Genomic DNA, 17253 nt, shown 5'->3' on the forward strand with positions numbered 1-17253 from the left:
TAGGAACCACGCAGGAGGAAGAGTGAAGCCACGCCCCGAGCCGATATCCGGCACCACCCGCCGCAGGGCTCGAAGATCCACCGGTCTGCTGCTCACGGCGATGCTCTGCGGCGGGCTGGTGGTGCCCGCCGCAGGCGCCGAGGACGATCCGCGGCCGTTCGCCGACCTGCCGCCGCAGGAACCCGGCGTCACCCTGCGGGTGTTCGACATCCAGTCCCCGCTCAACAAGCTGTGCGACCTCAAGCCCGCCCAGACCCCGAACGTCGACAAGCTGATCCCGACCGCCGACTGGACCTCCACCGAGGGCTTCGGGTTCAGCAACAACTTCGTCTCGCAGATCACCGGCAATCTGAACGTGCCCGAAGCGGGCGCCTACGGCTTCCGGTTGATCAGCGACGACGGCTCACGCCTCTTCGTCGGCGACCAGCAGGTCATCGACCACGACGGAAAGCACGGCGCCGAGCCCAAGGACGGCGAGATCACGCTGAACGCCGGCTACCAGCCGCTGCGCATCGACCACTTCGACGCGGACGGCGAACAGCAGGTCACCCTGCAGTGGAAGCCGCCGGGAGCCGACGAGTTCAAGGTCGTGCCGAACTCGGTGCTCAGCACGGACGCCGACGTCGTCCGCGTCACCGCGCCCGGCCGCAAGGAGTGCGAGGGAGCGCTCGACACCCCCGGCGACGGCCTTCCGCTCACCGAGGTCAACCCCGGATACAAGCTGACGGACCTGCGCCCCAAGGGCTTCGAGCCCCAGGTGTCGGCGATGGACTGGCTGCCCGACGGACGGCTGGCGATCTCCACGTGGGGCGGCAGCACCGAGACGAAGGGCGAGGTGTACCTCCTCGACAACGTCACCGGTGACACCGGGCCCGACAAGGTCACGTACAAGAAGATCGCCGACGGGCTCAAGGAGCCGATGGGCATCAAGTACGTCGACGGCAAGCTGTACGTGTCGGAGAAGCACCAGCTGACCGAGTTGAACGACACCAACGGCGACGACGTCGCCGACGACAAGAAGAAGATCGCCGAGTGGCCCTACGGCGGAAACTTCCACGAGTTCGCCTTCGGACTGCTCTACGACAAGGGCGACTTCTATCTGAACCTCTCCGTCGCCATCGACTACGGCGGCGCGACCACCGACCCGCAGCCCGCCAAGAACCGCGGCACGACCATCAAGGTCAACAAGAAGACAGGCAAGGTCAGTTACATCGCCGGCGGCCTGCGCACCCCCAACGGCATCGGACGCGGCCCCTCCGGAGACCTCTTCGTCGCCGACAACCAAGGCGGCTGGCTCCCGGCGTCGAAGCTGGTGCACGTCAAACAGGACCGCTTCTTCAACCACTACATGAACCCCGAAGGCCCCTTCGACGACCAGCCGGTCACCAAGCCGGCCCTGTGGCTGCCACAGAACGAGATCGCCAACTCCCCCAGCACGCCGATGCAGTTGAAGAAGGGCCCCTTCGCCGGACAGATGGTCTTCGGTGACGTGACCTACGGCGGACTGCAGCGCGCCGACCTGGAGAAGGTCAAGGGCGAGTACCAGGGCGCCGTGTTCCGGCACACCCAGGGCCTTGAGTCCGGCATCACCCGGATCAGCGAAGGGCCCGACGGCGCCCTCTACACCGGCGGCCTGGGCGCGGACGGGAACTGGGGCCAGGCGGGCAAGCTCCGCTTCGGCCTGCAGAAGCTGACGCCGAACGGCAAGACGGCCTTCGACATGAAGACCATGCGCGCCACGTCCGACGGCTTCGAACTCACCTACACCAAGCCCCTGTCGGAGGAGACCGCGGCCAAGCTGACCAAGGGCGCGTACTCCGTGGAGCAGTGGCGCTACGCCCCGACCCCCGCCTACGGCGGCCCGAAGGTGGACGAGGAGTCGCTGCCGGTCACGTCGGCGAAGCTCTCCGACGACCGGCGCAAGGTCAAGCTCACCATCCCGGGGCTCAAGGCCGACCGTGTCGTCCACGTGCGCTCCCCGCGCCCGTTCTCCTCGTCCTCGGGCGAGCAGCTCTGGTCCACGGAGGCCTGGTACACGCTCAACGCCAAGCCGGGCCCTGCCGAGCCGGTCACCACGTACGACGCCGAATCGGCACGCCTGTCCGGCGGCGCGGGCACCGACACCGAGCACAGCGGCTTCACCGGCGCGGGCTTCGTCGACGGTTTCGGCGAGCAGGGCGCCAAGGCGAGCTTCGACCTCCAGGTGGACAAGGCGGGCAGCTACGACGTCGGGCTGCGGTACGCCAACGGCCCGCACCCCTTCACCGGCACCAAGACGCTCAGCGTCGGCGTCAACGACGGGGCGGCCAAGCAGACGAGCCTGCCGTCGACGGGACAGTGGAACCGCTGGTCCACCAAGACGGAGAAGCTCGAACTCCGCAAGGGCCGCAACACCATCACGTACTCGGTCGGGGCCGGGGACACCGGGCACGTCAATCTCGACGCGCTCGACGTGCGCCGTCCCGGGGCCCGGATCGACCTCTTCTCGGGCGGCAGCATCTCGTCGGCCTGGCAGCACACCGACGGGCGCAGCGCCGAGTGGCCGCACACCGCCGAGAAGTCCATGGAGGTCTGCTGCGGGGATCTGCGCACGAAGCAGCATTTCGGCGACTTCAAGCTGCACGTCGAGTTCCGTGTGCCGAAACTGCCGGACGACGTCACCGGGCAGGACCGCGGCAACAGCGGGGTCTATCTCCAGGAGCGGTACGAGGTGCAGATCCTGGACTCGTACGGCGTGGAGAAGCTCGCGAACAACGAGGCGGCGGCGATCTACCAGAAGAAGGCCGCCGACCTCAACGCCTCGAAGGCACCAGAGACTTGGCAGACGTACGACATCACCTTCCGTGCCGCCCGTTTCGACGCGGACGGCAAGAAGACGGCGGACGCCCGGGTCACGCTGGTGTGGAACGGCGAGAAGGTCCACGACGACGTGGCGATCGACGGCCCGACGGGCGCGGGTGACCCGGAGTCGGCGGCGGCGGGTGCGATCCGCCTCCAGGACCACGGCAACAAGGTCCGCTTCCGCGACGTATGGGTGGAGCCCCTGTCCTGACCGACTGTTCTGAGTGAGCCCTGCCGGCGGCCCCCAGCCGCCTGCAGGGCTCACTCAGTCGTCGATGCCCGAGCGCTCCACTCCCGCCACGATCCACCGCTGGAAGAACAGGAAGACCACGAGCAGCGGCACGATCGACACGGCCGCTGCGACGAACAGTTCGTGCAGCCGGATCACCTGTGACGTGGTGAACGACGACAGGGCCACCTGCACCGTCCACGCGTTCCGGTCCTGGCCGATGACCAGCGGCCACAGGAAGGAGTTCCAGGCGCCGATGAAGACGATCGTGCCCACGGCGGCGAAAACCGGCCGCGAGTTGGGCACGACCACCCTCCAGTATGTGCGCCAGTAGCCGAGCCCGTCGACTCGCGCCGCATCCTCCAACTCCCGGGGAAATCCCAGGAAGTACTGCCGGAAGATGAAGCAGGCGAACGCCGAGAACAGCGTCGGGATGATCAGGCCGCGCAGCGTCGAGATCCAGCCCAGCGAGGAGACCAGGACGAAGCTCGGCACGAAGGTCACGGACGCCGGGACCATCAGGGTGCCGAGGATCGCGTAGAACACCTTGTTCGCGTGGCGGTACGGGATGCGGGCCAGGCCGTAGCCGGCCAGCGAGGCAAGCAGCAGCGTGCCGGCGGTCGTCGCGACGGCGATGAGCGAGGAGTTGAGCAAGGAGCGCGCGAACGGCACCGATGTGTCGTCGAAGAGCTCCTTGACGTTCCCCCAGCGCAGCGTGGAGGGGAAGAAGGTCCACTCGGGCGAGGTGATGTCGCTCTCGGACGAGAGCCCGTTGCGCACCAGGAGGTAGAAGGGGATCAGGAAAAGCAGCGCGAGGGCGATCAGCAGCGAGAGCCGCAGCGCGCGGCCCGCCCTGACCCTCGCGTCGCCCCTCAGGTGGTCTCTCATTCCGCCTCCTTCCTGCCGAGCCCGAACCACTTCGCCTGCCCCACCGTCACCACGGCGATGATGAGGGCGAGCAGGACGGCGCCCGCGCTGCCGAGGCCGAGGTTCTGACCCTGCCCGAGGGCCGTGTAGTAGAGGTAGACGAGCGGGGGTCTGGCGTAGGGCGGATAGCCGCGGGAGTCCGACAGCAGGTTGTAGAACTCGTCGAACGCCTGGAAGGCGTTGATGACGAGCAGCAGCACGACCGCCACGGACGTGGCCCGCAGCTGTGGGAACGTGATGTGCCTAAAGACCTGCCAGCCGGGCCGCGCCCCGTCCACGGCCGCCGCCTCGTAGAGGGTGGGGCTGATCCGCTGCAGGCCCGCGAGGAAGAGCACCATGTAGAAGCCCGCCTGGAGCCAGAGCCGCACGGTGACGATGACGGCCCAGTACCAGGGCGGGTCGGTGGTCGAGAGCCAGGCGATCTGGTCGGCGCCGAACCAGCCGAGGACGGTGTTGGCGAGCCCGAACCGGACCCCGTTGAAGATCGACATCTTCCAGATGAGCGCGGCCACGACGTAGGAGCAGGCCGCGGGCAGGAAGAAGACCGAGCGGAAGAACGCCTGGGCGCTGCGCTGGCGGTGGACCATGAGGGCGAGGGCGAGGGAGAGCGCGTAGGTCGCGGGCACGATGAAGAGCGAGAAGACGAGGAAGGTCCACAGGCTGTCGGTGAACGCCTCGTTCCGCAGCATCTCCGCGTAGTTGCCGAGGCCGACGAAATCGCTCGGGGTGACGGTGTTGTGGGCGTCGAAGAAGCTGAGGTAGACGCTCCAGCCGAGCGGGATGTACGTGAAGACGCCGAGGCCGAGCAGGAAGGGCCCGACGAACACCCAGAACCAGAGGGTGCGGTTCTGGTGGCCCCACAACTTCCTTCGCCCTGTTGCTTTTTGCTCGCGAGGGGCTGCTGTGGTCACGACTTCTTCTTCACCCGGTCGAGCTCGGCGGACACCTTCCGTACGACCTTCTTGAGCTCGCTCTCAGGGTTCGCGCCGTCCTTGATGATGCGGCTGAGGGCGTCCTGGTAGGCGCTTCTGGCGGCCGGGGTCCACAGGAGGGGTTCGGCATGGCCGTAGTCCGTGGTGTAGCGGACGGCGTCGGCCGCCGCGCCCTTCCTGAGCTTCTCGGCCTTCTTCGCCAGGGACATGCGGGCCGGGATGTGGAATCCGTAGGAGAGGGCGAAGTCCTCCTGGCGATCGGTGCTGTCGATCCACAGCCACTTGAGGAAGTCCTTGCCGGCCTTCTGGTGCTTGCTGCGGGTGCTGACCGCTGCGGCGTACGCACCGACCGGCACCGCGGGCCTGCCCCCGGCTCCGTCCTTCGGGAACGGCAGGACGCCGAAGTCGTCGCCGAGTTCCTTCTGCACGGTGGGCAGCGCCCACAGTCCCGACCACTGCATGGCGGTCAGACCCTGGACGAACGCCGAGGGGTCGGACCAGTCGGCGGGCGCGCCCAGGAGCAGCGACTTGTCGGCGTACAGCCGGTTGATCTTGCCGAGGGCGCGGGCGGCGGCCGGGTCATCGAAGCCGACCTCGCCGTCGGCGGTGACGAGTTCGAGGCCGGCCGCGTAGAGGGGTGTGCCGCCCAGGACGCCGGCGCCGCCGTCATTGCCCAGGAAGAGCCCCTTCGTCTTCTTCGAGGTGAGCTTCATCGCTGCGTCCACGAGCTCGTCGAGGGTCTTCGGCGGGCGGACACCGGCGTCGGCGAGCAGGCTCTTGCGGTAGTAGAGCATCTGCATGTCGATGACCTGCGGGATGCCCCAGATCTTGCCGTCGTACGTCTTCGGGGCGAGAACGGCCGGATTGAAGTCATCCTTGACGCCGTCGAACAGCTCGGTGAGATCGGCGACCTGCTTGCCCTGGATCTGGTCGAGGGTGGGCCCGTTGACCTCGAAGACGTCAGGTCCGGAGTCCGTGAGGAGTGCGGCCGCGGTCTGTTCGTCGTAGTTGCCGGGCCGCCACTGGACGGTGACGTTCGCCTTCTTGTAGGCGGTGGCGTACTTCTTGACGGCCTGCTCGGTGCCCTGCTCGCCGTACTGGTGATACCACTGCGACAGCTTCGGCCCGACACCCGAACCACCGTCATCGCGGCCGGTATTGGAGCCACATGCACTGAGCAGCCCGACCGCCGCACCCGCCCCGAGCAGTCCCCTGCGGCTGATGGTCATGAAAAGTCCCCCTGTCCGGCGTGCGGCTGATTCCAAAGACCCAACGATCAACCATGCAGGCGGATTACGACAGGGGGCCTCCCCGCGGTCCGGGCGAGTCCGGCAAGGACATCGCACCGTCGGCGGCAGCCCCTGCGGGCACGCGCCTGCGCTCGCTGCACGCCTTGCAGAACTCCAGGCACACCCAGATGCCCACGGCGCCGACGGTGGCGAGGATGGTGATGCCGACGATGAACGGGATGATCATGCGACGAGAGTAGCCCCGAGCCATACGGTGTCAGGCGCGGGAGCGGGTCCTCTTCGCGCGTGCCTTTCGGGCCTCTCGGGAGTCCATGTAGGCAAGGGCGATCACCAGCAGCGGGGAAACGAACCAGAGCAGCGCGACGCGCAGGGCACCATCCGTGAGACCGGCGACCATGGCGATCACCACCCCGGCCACAATGAACCCGATGAACTGCCGCCAGGAGTCGTAGCCCCCGAACCCGGCCCTCATGGGGGTCATCTCGTCGTCATCGTCCTCGCCCAACTCGTCCAGCGCGGCGCGCCCGGGACGTCTTCGCCCCTCCAACTGGGCCTGACGCCACGCGAAGAACCACCGCCCCAGGGCGTAGAGGGCCAATGCGCCGAGGAGGATCCACCACTCGGTCGAGCTGTCGGGAAGAGATCGCGCCATAGTCATGAACCTCGGTTGCCCCCGCCGCAGGGGAGTAGCCGATTCCGTATCCGCGACGGCTTTAGCTCCTCATCGCCGAGAGACTTGCTCGATGGCCTCCAGCACCTGGCGGGTGCCATCCTCACCGGCGATGGCCGTGGCCGTTTCGTGGGTGCGGGCGCGCAGGGCGGGGCTGTGGACGGCTGTGGTGATCGCCTGCGTGAGACGTTCCGCGGTCAGGCGCTGGAAGCGCAGCGGACGCGGTGAAAGGCCCAGCGTGTGCAGGCGCGTGGCCCAGAAGTGCTGATCCAACTGGACCGGTACGGGGACGGAGGGGACCCCGGCGCGCAGCCCGGCTGCGGTGGTGCCCGCACCGGCGTGGTGGATGACCGCGGCCGTCCTGGGAAACAGCCACGCGTGGGGGACCTCCCGCACGGTGATCAAGTCGTCGTTCTCCGCGTGCAGACCGCTCCAGCCGGCCTGGATGATGCCGCGTACCTTCGCGCGGCGCAGGGCCTCGGCCAGCAAGGTGCTCAGCCGTTCGGAGTCGGCGGTGACGAAGCTGCCGAAGCCCGCGAACACCGGCGGTGTGCCCGAGTCGAGGAAGTCGAGGAGGCGGGGCTCCGGCTTCCAGTCCGGCGGGGTCTGCGGCCACCAGTAGCCGCCCACCTCGTGACCCGACGGCCAGTCCGTGGGGCGGGGGACGATCCGTGGGCTGAAGCCGTGCAGGACGGTACGCCCGCGGGGCAGACTCAGCGGGCCGCTGAACCTCTGTCGCGGCAGCCCCAGTTCGCGACGCAGGGCGCTGACCGCGGGGGCGAAGATCGGGTCGCTGCCGAGCCACAGGGCCTGGGAGGCCAGACGGTTGCCGCGCGGCCCGAAGGAACGGGCGCCGGTGATGAGCGGCGGGAAAGCACCCGTGGGATGGACCGGCTGAAGATAGACCCCCATGCTCGGCAGGCCCAGCGCCTCGCCGAGCGCCGCGCACATGGGGTCGGTGACCGTGGAGCTCAGCACCACGTCGGTGCCCTCGCGCACGGCGTCCGCGACGCCGGCCGTCAACCGGGGCATGAACGCCCGTGCCATACGCATCAGTCGCGCCATGGCCACGGGTGGGCTGACCGCTCTGGCCAGACCCTGGCCGACCTGCGAGGCCAGTTCCTGCCGTGGGTCGACGGGCAGGGGCCGATAGCCGAGTCCGTGGGAGGCCACCGCCTGTTCGAAGCGCTCATGGGTGGCCAGGACCACCTCGTGGCCTGCCGCGCGCAGCCGCACGCCAAGTCCGGTGTAGGGGGCGACATCGCCCCAGCTTCCCGCGGTCACGATCAATACGCGCACCGCGTCAGGATGTCAGACCGGGGGCACCCCACCGGGCGCGACAGACGTGCACAATCGGCTGACTGTCGAGAGATCGGAGTGTGGGACTGTGACGACGCGTCGGACAGTGATCAAGGCGATGGGGACCGGGACGTTGGCGACCGGGCTCTCCACGCCTGCCTCGCCCGCCTCGGCCGCCTCCCGTACGGCGAGAGCCGACGTACTGATGGTGGTGGAGAAGAGCGGCCACGCGGTCAGTTTCTACGATGCCGATTCGGGACAGCGCCAGGAGACCGTCGGACTGCCCGAATATCCGCACGAGATGGTCGTCGACTCGCGCAGGCGATTCGCCTACGTCGGGCACTACGGAGTGCGCATGGCGTCGACCGTCGGCGAGGGCGGTGCCGCTGTCTTCGTCATCGATCTGGCCGAGCGGTCCCTGGCCCGGACGATCGACACCCGCCCCTTCCGTCGCATCCACGGCATGGGCATCGACCGTCATGACCGGCTGTACGCACTGAGCGAGGAGAGGGCGCTTCTGCTCGGCTTCGACGACCCGTCCACCGACCTCGCGCCCACCAGGGCGGTGCCCACCCACGGGGTGAAGACCCACCTGTTCTCACTCAGCCGTGACGGCGAACGCGCCTATGTCACCGGGCTGTTGTCCCACACGGTGAGCCTCGTGCGCCCGCACGACGCCTCGGCCCCGCCGCTCCTGGTCACACCGGGCCAACTGCCCGAGAGCAGCTGTCTGAGCCGGGACGAGAAGACGCTGTTCGTCGGTGCCCGCAAGAGCTCCGCACTGGTCGCGATAGACGCCCGCACCATGAAGGTGCGACGCACCAGGAAGACGGGCGGGGACCCCTTGCGGGTCTACACGCTCGACGACGAACGGCTGTTGGTGACGGACATCGTCGCCAACACCCTCACCGTCTGGAGCACCGACCTGCGGCGTATCCGCTCCCTCGACCTCGACGGCACCCCGTCGGCGGTGACGCTCCACCCGAGCAAGCCGCTCGCGTACGTGTCTCTCTTGGGCACCAACCGGATCGCCGTCGTCGACTTGGACCGCTTCGCCGTCGTGAACGGCTTCGCCACCCAGTTGGAACCGGACGCCTCAGCACTGCTGCCTGCTCCTTCCCGAACCTGACCGGCTTCAGCCCCTCAGCGCTTCAGGCTGACGATCACCGACCTGCTCAAGGAGTTGGCCCCCTGGGAGACAGCGACGGAGCCGATGCCGATGATCTTGTCGGTGCCGGGGACCGCCGTGATGGCGTCGAGCCGCAGTGACTGCTCGGAGTCGGCCCTGATTCCGTCCGTACTCGGCAGCTCTGCGCGAGCGATCCCCGTGCAGTCGCCGTCCGCGGTGAGGTAGTGGCCGGCACCGAACACCCTCCCGCGCTCGCCGTCGCGGATCGCGCGGCCTCGGTCGGCGCACGGTCCTTCGGCGTCGGGCAGCTTGAGCCAGCGGGTTCCGTCCCAGCGGAGGCGGATGTCCGCGTCAGCGGGCTCGGGATGCTGCTCGCCGTGGTTGAAGGTGTGCTCGCCGTAGACGCGGACGTCGCCCTTCGCCCGGGAGACGACATCGGTGAGCAGGGCCTGGGCCTCGGGCGGCGAAGGGGCCGGGAAGTGGTAGTCCGGCATGCGTACGGGCTTCCAGGCTCGGCCGTCCCAGTGTGCGGCGGCGGGCTGCGTGAGCTCCGGCCCTCGCGTGCTGGTTTCCTCGACATTCTGGTGTCCGACCGCCCACAGGTCGTCGGGCGCGACGCCGTCCAGCGCGACGGCGGTGACAGGCAAATGCGTGACCTTCCAACGCGTGCCGTTCCAGTGATGTGCCGTGCCTTCATCTCCCAGGACCCAGATGTCGTCCGCGGCGAACGCCCGTACGTCGGTGGCCCGGTGGCCTTCGGGCAGATCGGGCAGGGCAGTCCAGCGGGTGCCGTTCCAGTGAGCTGTCCTCGGCGCGTTCAGGTTCTGCAGGCTTGCCGTCAGGAGAAAGCCGCCGGAGTCCACCGCGTCGAAGCGTGCGTTGTAGACGCTGTCACCTAACGCCGAAGGCATCGGGCGGCGCTGCCATCTCTCGCCGTCGTAGTGCAGGAGGAATCCGTCGGCCGCCGCGTCGCCAGAGATGCCGACGGCGCGGGTGGCGTTGCCCGCTACCCAGACGTCGTCCCCGGCAGTCGCCGTCACATCGGACAGATGGCCGGTGCCCGCGTCGTCGAAGACCTCGTCGTACGTCCACTGCGCATCGGAGTCACTCGTCGCACGTATCGCGACCACGGCCACGAAGAGGAGCAACAGCGCGATCAGCGTCCCGTTGACCTTGACCATGCGCGCGTTGACGTCCATGCCCCTCCCCCGGCCCAGCCTACTTCGGCATGGTGCACGCGGGGGGGGGGGGGGGGGGGGGGCCGCGTCCGCACGCCCGGCGACCGGAACGGCACCCCTGCTAATCTGATCGTTATGGCACTAGGTATCTGGTCGCAGAAGGTTCGCTCCGCCCGCTGACGGCGGCGCCTTCTCCCTGTTGAATTCGCCGCCGTTCCGGTTCTCGCCGGGCGGCTGTTCTTGCTGCCCGGCTCCACTGCGAGCTGCGGAGCATCTGTTGAACCTCTCTCCTTTCCCCCGTACCCCCCATCTCCCCGTAGCCGTGTCCCAGCCCGTCGATGCGGGCGGCAGTGCGCACGTCCGCGCCCAGGGCGTCGTCGTCACCCGTGGGTCCCGGCGTGTCCTGGACGACGTCTCGGTCACGCTCTCCGCGCGCTCACGTATCGCCGTCGTGGGCGAGAACGGCCGGGGCAAGACGACGTTGCTGCACGTCCTTGCCGGACTGATCGCGCCCGATGAGGGCACCGTGCACCGGGCCGGGACGATCGGCCTCGCTCGCCAGGAGCTGTCCGTGCGCGACGGGGAGACCGTCGGCACCCTGACCACCCAGGCGCTGGCCGCATCGCTCGCGGCCCTCGCCGCACTGGACGAGGCGACCCTCGCCATGACCGAGGGCGACGCCTCCGCCGACGACCGCTATGCCGCGGCGCTCGACGCCGCCACCCGGCTCGACGCGTGGGACGCCGAACGCCGCGTCGATGTGGCCCTGGAGGCGCTGAACGCCTGCACCGACCGCGACCGTCTCCTGTCGACGCTCTCGGTCGGGCAGCGTTACCGGGTCCGTCTCGCGTGCCTGCTCGGCGCGCGGCACGACATCCTGCTGCTCGACGAACCCACCAATCACCTCGACGCGGGTGGCCTGGACTTCCTGACCCGCAGGCTGCGCGAGCACGACGGCGGCCTCGCTGTCGTCAGCCACGACCGGGCGCTGCTGCGCGATGTCGCGAACCGCTTCCTGGACCTCGATCCGTCCCGTGACGGCAAGCCACGTCTCTACGCCGGCGGTTATGAGGCCTGGCAGCACGCCCGGCGCCGCGACCGGGAGCGCTGGGAGCAGGACCATGAGGAGCAGCAGGCCGAACACCGGCGGCTGCACGACGCCGTCTCGGCGGCCCGTGACCGGCTCTCCACGGGCTGGCGGCCCGACAAGGGGACCGGCAAGCACCAGCGCCAGTCCCGCGCCCCCGGCGTCGTACAGGCCCTGAAGCGGCAGCAGGACGCCCTGGAGGCGCACCGGATCGACGTCCCACAGCCTCCGCCGATGTTGCGGTGGCCGGACCTCGGTGTCCGGCGGGGCGCGCCGCAGCTGCGGGCGCACGGCGTCGCGGTCGGGGGGCGGCTGGACGAGCCGGTCGACCTGACCCTTGACGCCGGCGACCGGCTCCTTGTCACCGGGCCCAACGGCGCCGGTAAGTCCACGCTGCTCGCGGTGCTCTCCGGTTCCCTCGCGCCCACGCACGGTCACCTGTGGACGGCGAAGGGAGTCAGGATCGTGCAGGTCACCCAGGAGACAGCCCAGCAGGACCCCGACCTCACCGCTCACGAGGTGCACACCCGCCATGTGGGGCGGCTGGTGGCCGGTGGGGCGATCCGCGATGCTGAAGCCGTTCCGCTCGGGGCACTCGGTCTGCTGGATGCCGAGGCGCTGCGCACGCCGGTCGGGCGCATGTCGCAGGGCCAGCAGCGGCGTCTCGACCTCGCGCTCGCGCTGGCCGGCCGGCCCGGCCTGATCCTGCTCGACGAGCCCACCAACCACCTGTCGGCGACGCTGGTCGACGAGTTGACCGACGCGCTGCGCGCCACGAGTGCCACCGTGGTCGTCGCGACGCACGACCGGCAGCTGCTGCGGGACCTTGCGCACTGGCCGCATCTGGAGGTGGGCAGACCCCCGGGCGCCGGGATCTGACGCGGCCCGGCCCCAACCCTCCGTGCGCCGCTAAAGCCAGTCGTGTTCCCGCGCGTAACGCGCCGCTTCGTGCCGGGTGCGTGTCTGGGTCTTCTGCATGGCGTTCGAGAGGTAGTTGCGTACGGTGCCTTGCGCAAGGCTGAGACGGACGGCGATATCAGCGACGGAGTACCCCTCACCGGTCACCCGCAGTACGTCGATCTCCCGGTCGGTGAGGGGGCAGTCGTCGACGACGGCGAGCGCGGAGACGTCCGGGTCGATCCAGCGTTTGCCCTCGTGCAGGGTCGCGATGACCGACGTGATGTGCGCGGGCTCCGCCGACTTGCTGACGAAGCCCTGGACGCCCAGCTTCAGCGCCTTGCGAAGCACCCCGGGCCTGGCGTGGCGGGTCAGCATGAGGATCACCTGGCTTGGCTGCGTGCGGCGGATCTCGGCGACGGCGCCGAGTCCGTCCACGCCGGGCATCTCCAGGTCGATGACGAGCACGTCGGGCCGGTGGCGCAGGGTGGCCTCGATCGCCGATGTGCCGTCCTGCGCTTCGGCGAGCACGGTGATGTCGCCTTCGAGCGGCAGCAGAGCCGCGAGCGCCTTGCGGAGCAGTACCTCGTCGTCGGCGAGCACCACGGTGGTCATCGGTCGTCCTCCCGCGCCACGAAGGCGGGTGTCGCTGATCCGGGGCGGGGGAACGCGGCAGCGGTGACGAAGCAACCGTCCTTCTGTTCCACCGTCAGCTCGCCTCCGTTGTCGCCCACGCGTTCCGTGAGGGTGGCCAGGCCACCGAGCCTCGGGAGGGGGCCTATGGGTGCGCCGTCGTTGACGATGCTGATGCCCGATGCGGAGAGAGTGATCCGCACCCGGGTGGCTTCCGCGTGGCGCAGGATGTTGGTCGTCGTCTCACGGAGCACCTGGCCGAGCAGCCCGTTGACTCTATCGTCCACGTCAGCCTCGCGGTTGACGCGCACGCGGATACCCGCGGCCTCGAAGAGGTTCTTCGCGTTCTCCAACTCCACGGACAAGTTGAGCCGCCGTTGCGCGTAGGCGAGCTCCTTGGTCTGGGTGATGGTGTCGCTGACCAGGGCGTGCACCTCGCGTAGTTCCTCCTGTACGCGTGCGATGTCGCTGTGCACCAGTTTCTCGGCCAGCGTGATCTTCAGTTTCACCACGTGCAGGGTGTGGCCCTGCATGTCATGCAGATCGCTGGCGAATCGGATGCGCTCCCGGATGACGGCCAGCTCCGCGTCGCGTTCCCGGGACTGTTCGATGACCTGGTAGAAGCGCTGGTTGACGACCATGAGGCCCGTCGCCGCCAGCGTGATGCCCGTCGGCAGGAGGACGAAGAGGATCAGCACGCGCCAGACGTCGTCCGGCTCTTCGAGGAGCCTCGCCGCGCCCACCCCGGCGATGAACGCAGCAAGACCCAGGGTCACCGCGCCTCGGTGGCGGGGCAGCTGGGAGATGAAGTAGGGGGCCACGACCGTGATGCCGTAGCAAGCCGTGCGGCTGTCGGTCACCAGCACCCCGAGCACCCACACGGCAGCCGTGACGATCAGGCAGGGCAGCACGACACGGGAGGTGTCGCCCGCCGTCCACCGCTCGACGACCACCAGGCCCGCCACCACCCCCAGGGTCAGCACGACGGCCTCCCCCCAGGACCGGGCATCGACCGCCACCAGGACCGCGCCCACGACAACCAGCGGCGGGATGAACATCGTGAGGTTGACGGCGCGCAGCCGCCCCTGTGTGGTCCGGGCGTGCTCGGCCGCCGCCGTCTGTGCCGCCCGGAGGGTTGGCCTCACCGTTGGCCTCACCGGCCGTCGTCCGTGAGCGCGGCGGGCAGTCTGTGCCCGCGGGCCACCAGGGCGCTCGCCACGGCGAGGGACGCGGCGGTCGCGGCCGTCCGCATCGCCCACTGGCTGTTCCGGGACCACAGCTGCATGGCGTCAGGATAGGGGCTCGCGCCGAGGCAGGAGAGGGCGAGCGCCGCGCTGACCAGGGGGAAGACGGGCGTGGGGGCCGTCAGCACAGGGCGCGGGGGCCTGGTTTCCATGGGCGGTTCTCCGGGGTCGCACGGCAGCGTCTGCCCGCAGTATTTGTCGCGCTCCGTGGGCGGCACCAGTGACACCGCGTCATGGGTGCGCCCCGAGAAATGTCACGGCTCGGTGGTGACACCACGCCCCTGCCGGGTCCGCGTGCGGCAGGCTGAGATGGATGCATGACCTCGACACCAGTCATCGACGTTGACCGTCTCAACCTCAGCTACGGCGACTTCCATGCCGTGAAAGACCTGTCCTTCCAGGTGAACAAGGGGGAGCTCTACGCGCTGCTCGGCACCAACGGGGCCGGCAAGACCTCGACCCTGGAGACCATCGAAGGCCACCGTACGGCGACCTCGGGCACCGTGCGGGTGTTCGGGCAGAGCCCGCTCGACCGGCGCTCCGTGCGGCCCAGAATGGGCATCATGCTGCAGGAGAGCGGCTTCACCCCGGATCTGACGGTGAAGGAATCGATCCGGCTGATCGGCAGCCTCTCGCAGCGCGAGGACCGGGTCGAGCGCGTACTGAGCATCGTCGACCTGACCCACAAGGCAGGCACCAAGGTCTCCCAGCTCTCCGGCGGCGAGAAGCGGCGTCTCGACTTCGCGACCGCCGTGTACGGAAGCCCTGAGCTGATCTTCCTGGACGAGCCGACCACCGGCCTGGACATCCAGTCCCGTGACGCCCTGTGGGACGCCGTGGACAAGCTGCGCGATGACGGCTCCACCATCGTGCTCACCACGCACTACCTGGAGGAGGCACAGCAGCGCGCCGATCGCGTCGGGCTCATGCACCAGGGCGCCTTCCACCAGGAAGGGACCGTCGCCGAGCTGACGCGGACGCTGCCCGCCGCCATCAGCTTCTTCCTGACGCCCGCTGCACCGGCTCTGCCGCTGCAGGCCATGCGCGAGAGCGACGGCAAGGTGCTCGTCGAGACCTTCGGTCTGCAGAAGGATCTCCGCATCCTGCTCGGCTGGGCGCACGCCAACGGGGTGGAGCTGCGCGAACTTCAGGCCGGGCCGACGCGGCTTGATGACGTCTTCCGCGCCATCGGCACGACACAGAGCCCGTAGCCCACCCCGCAGTTGCCATCAACCCGCCCCCCGGAACCTCCCCAGAAGAGGACCCTCACGATGTATGCCATCGCTCTGAGCGAGCTCACCCAGATCTTTCGGAACCGGTTGGTCCTGCTCAACAGCTTCATCATTCCCGTGGCCGTCTGCGTGTTCTTCGTCTACCAACACGAGACCTTCGCGGACCTACGCAGCCTCGGATACATCGCGGCGGTGGTGATGTTCACCGTGTCCGCCTTCGGGCTCTACGCCTCCACGGTGACCACGCTCGCCTCGCGCCGACAGACCCTCTTCCTCAAGCGACTGCGCTCCACCCCCGCGAGCGACGCCGGCATTCTCACGGGACTCGTGCTTCCGGTCACCGTCCTCGCGCTGGTCCAGGTGGGCGCGATCCTCGCCGTGCTGGCCGCTGTCGCCGGCAAGCCGGACAACGCGCTCCTCCTTGCGGTCGCGGTGCTCTCGACGGTGCTCATGATGCTCGCCCTAGGGCTGGCCACCGCGGGCCTGACCAACTCCCCCGAGCATGCCCAGGTGACGACGCTGCCCATCAGCCTGGGCGCCATCGCCGTCACCAACTGGGTGGCCATCACCGGGACCGAGGAGCTGACGCTGCTCAAGCGGTTGCTCCCCGGCGGCTCGGCCACCGAACTCGTCCTCAACGCCTGGAACGGCGGCGTTCCCGTGGCCGAATCCCTGCCGCTGCTCCTCCCCACCCTCAGCTGGGTCATAGTCTCAGCAGCTCTGGCCGCCCGCCTCTTCCGCTGGGAACCGCGCCGGTGACAGGACCGCGGAGTCACCGAGGAGGCGGAGTCACCGAGGAGGCTGACCTTCGCGCAACCGGTCCCGTACCTCCGGCAGTTGATCGAACCCAGCTGCCCGATAAGTGGCGACGGCTCCGGCGTTCGAGCTCGGCGTGCAGACCAGCGCACTGGACGAGCCCATCTCCTGGAGTGCGGCGGCCGCGGCGACGCACATCGCCGTGCCGTAGCCGTGACCGCGGTGCGCCCGGTGTACGCCCATCGGCTCGAGGATCCCCGGCCGCCCCGGACCGGCCGACCACACGGCCACCGCCGCCACGGCCTCGCCCTGGTCGTCGTGGGCGACCAGGGAGCGAGCGGCGGCGTACGGCGATCCGGTCGCCATCACCTGCCAGCGCTCGCCCGTGTACCTCGCCCCCTCGAACGCCGCCTGGAGTACGGCGGCGAACACGTGGGCCCGCTCCGGGCCGATCGCCTCGATCCGCACTTCGGGGCCCTTCACCGGCTCGGTGAGGTCGCGGCGCAGCGGCGTCCACGGCTCGCCGGTGGGCCAGCCGTCCTCGGCCAGCAGTTCCTGGACCAACGCGTCCATCGGCGCCTCGATGTTCGCCTCGCCGTCAGGGAGTACGCCACGCTCCGGCGCGGACACGTCCCGCACCAACTGCCGCGCCAGCTCCTCGTCCTGCCGGGCGTCCGGCGCGATCGTCAGCCGCAACAGCCCCGGGCCGTCGAGCAGTCCGATCGCGAGGATCCGCCCACCCCGGCTCCACGTCCGGACCGCCGCGGCCGTCGCTTCCGCACCTGACCGCCAGAACCAGCCCAGGTCCCCCGGATGCAATTGCATCGGCGCCCCCTCGCGCTGCCACTCCCGCAGCACGCCCACAGCCTCGTCCAGCCCCTCGACTCCCGGCACACTCAACACAATCGCCATGCCACCGATGACACATCACCGGACCGACTGCCCGCAC

16 protein-coding genes are annotated in these 17253 nt (G+C 69.3%); 5 read left to right on the top strand and 11 right to left on the bottom strand.

All coding sequences use genetic code 11. From position 1 onward, the window contains the following. Positions 1-22: 22 nt before the first annotated feature. Entirely contained in the window at positions 23-3052 is a 3030-nt protein-coding gene (locus tag ACZ5U5_RS01230; protein ID WP_469014805.1) for a 3-keto-alpha-glucoside-1,2-lyase-like domain-containing protein, read from the top strand. Between the two features lie 54 nt (positions 3053-3106). Here the strand turns inward: ACZ5U5_RS01230 and ACZ5U5_RS01235 are convergent, their stop codons facing one another. The 6 genes from ACZ5U5_RS01235 to ACZ5U5_RS01260 all read right to left on the bottom strand — a co-directional run bounded on the left by ACZ5U5_RS01235 (position 3107) and on the right by ACZ5U5_RS01260 (position 8148). Next, positions 3107-3958 (bottom strand): carbohydrate ABC transporter permease, encoded by an 852-nt coding sequence (locus ACZ5U5_RS01235; protein WP_469014806.1) that lies wholly within the window; start codon positions 3956-3958, stop codon positions 3107-3109. Continuing rightward, positions 3955-4860: a carbohydrate ABC transporter permease gene (locus ACZ5U5_RS01240; RefSeq protein ID WP_469016830.1), complete on the bottom strand. Its 906-nt coding sequence runs from the start codon at positions 4858-4860 to the stop codon at positions 3955-3957. The genes ACZ5U5_RS01235 and ACZ5U5_RS01240 overlap by 4 nt, the downstream gene beginning before the upstream one ends. 44 nt (positions 4861-4904) lie before the next feature. Then, positions 4905-6158, bottom strand: a complete 1254-nt coding sequence (locus ACZ5U5_RS01245) for an ABC transporter substrate-binding protein (RefSeq protein WP_469014807.1) — start codon at positions 6156-6158, stop codon at positions 4905-4907. Between the two features lie 64 nt (positions 6159-6222). After that, positions 6223-6405 carry a hypothetical protein gene (locus ACZ5U5_RS01250; RefSeq protein ID WP_469014810.1) on the bottom strand — a complete coding sequence of 61 codons (183 nt, stop codon included), beginning with the start codon at positions 6403-6405 and terminating at the stop codon, positions 6223-6225. A 30-nt stretch (positions 6406-6435) separates the two neighbouring features. Further along, on the bottom strand, positions 6436-6831 hold the full coding sequence (locus ACZ5U5_RS01255; protein ID WP_469014812.1) for a hypothetical protein: 396 nt from the start codon (positions 6829-6831) through the stop codon (positions 6436-6438). Positions 6832-6900: 69 nt separating this feature from the next. Next, positions 6901-8148, bottom strand: coding sequence for a glycosyltransferase (locus ACZ5U5_RS01260; RefSeq protein ID WP_469014813.1), 1248 nt, complete (start codon positions 8146-8148; stop codon positions 6901-6903). Positions 8149-8236: 88 nt separating this feature from the next. On the opposite strand from ACZ5U5_RS01260, the gene ACZ5U5_RS01265 reads away from it, so the two are divergent. Next, positions 8237-9277 carry a YncE family protein gene (locus ACZ5U5_RS01265; protein ID WP_469014816.1) on the top strand — a complete coding sequence of 347 codons (1041 nt, stop codon included), beginning with the start codon at positions 8237-8239 and terminating at the stop codon, positions 9275-9277. 14 nt (positions 9278-9291) lie between these two features. Here the strand turns inward: ACZ5U5_RS01265 and ACZ5U5_RS01270 are convergent, their stop codons facing one another. Beyond that, on the bottom strand, positions 9292-10476 hold the full coding sequence (locus tag ACZ5U5_RS01270) for a hypothetical protein (protein ID WP_469014818.1): 1185 nt from the start codon (positions 10474-10476) through the stop codon (positions 9292-9294). A 301-nt stretch (positions 10477-10777) separates the two neighbouring features. Here ACZ5U5_RS01270 and ACZ5U5_RS01275 point away from each other — a divergent pair, with 301 nt between their 5' ends. Continuing rightward, the gene (locus tag ACZ5U5_RS01275; protein ID WP_469014820.1) at positions 10778-12421 is read left to right on the top strand and encodes an ABC-F family ATP-binding cassette domain-containing protein; all 1644 of its coding nucleotides are present in this window, start codon (positions 10778-10780) and stop codon (positions 12419-12421) included. A 30-nt stretch (positions 12422-12451) separates the two neighbouring features. Here the strand turns inward: ACZ5U5_RS01275 and ACZ5U5_RS01280 are convergent, their stop codons facing one another. From ACZ5U5_RS01280 to ACZ5U5_RS01290, 3 genes are read right to left on the bottom strand one after another with little or no spacing between them, the layout of a single operon-like run. Further along, positions 12452-13054, bottom strand: coding sequence for a response regulator transcription factor (locus ACZ5U5_RS01280; RefSeq protein ID WP_469014823.1), 603 nt, complete (start codon positions 13052-13054; stop codon positions 12452-12454). Continuing rightward, entirely contained in the window at positions 13051-14217 is a 1167-nt protein-coding gene (locus ACZ5U5_RS01285) for a sensor histidine kinase (RefSeq protein ID WP_469014825.1), read from the bottom strand. The genes ACZ5U5_RS01280 and ACZ5U5_RS01285 overlap by 4 nt, the downstream gene beginning before the upstream one ends. 8 nt (positions 14218-14225) lie before the next feature. Beyond that, positions 14226-14468 (bottom strand): hypothetical protein, encoded by a 243-nt coding sequence (locus ACZ5U5_RS01290; protein ID WP_469014827.1) that lies wholly within the window; start codon positions 14466-14468, stop codon positions 14226-14228. Between the two features lie 165 nt (positions 14469-14633). Here ACZ5U5_RS01290 and ACZ5U5_RS01295 point away from each other — a divergent pair, with 165 nt between their 5' ends. Both ACZ5U5_RS01295 and ACZ5U5_RS01300 read left to right on the top strand, forming a co-directional pair. Beyond that, complete coding sequence (locus tag ACZ5U5_RS01295; RefSeq protein WP_469014828.1) at positions 14634-15527, top strand: ABC transporter ATP-binding protein; 894 nt, start codon at positions 14634-14636, stop codon at positions 15525-15527. Positions 15528-15587: 60 nt separating this feature from the next. Then, positions 15588-16307, top strand: a complete 720-nt coding sequence (locus ACZ5U5_RS01300) for an ABC transporter permease (RefSeq protein WP_469014830.1) — start codon at positions 15588-15590, stop codon at positions 16305-16307. A 30-nt stretch (positions 16308-16337) separates the two neighbouring features. Here ACZ5U5_RS01300 and ACZ5U5_RS01305 read toward each other — a convergent pair whose 3' ends face one another. After that, entirely contained in the window at positions 16338-17216 is an 879-nt protein-coding gene (locus ACZ5U5_RS01305) for a GNAT family N-acetyltransferase (RefSeq protein ID WP_469014832.1), read from the bottom strand. Positions 17217-17253: the final 37 nt, after the last annotated feature.

Source organism: Streptomyces sp. NPDC033177 (assembly GCF_055577715.1).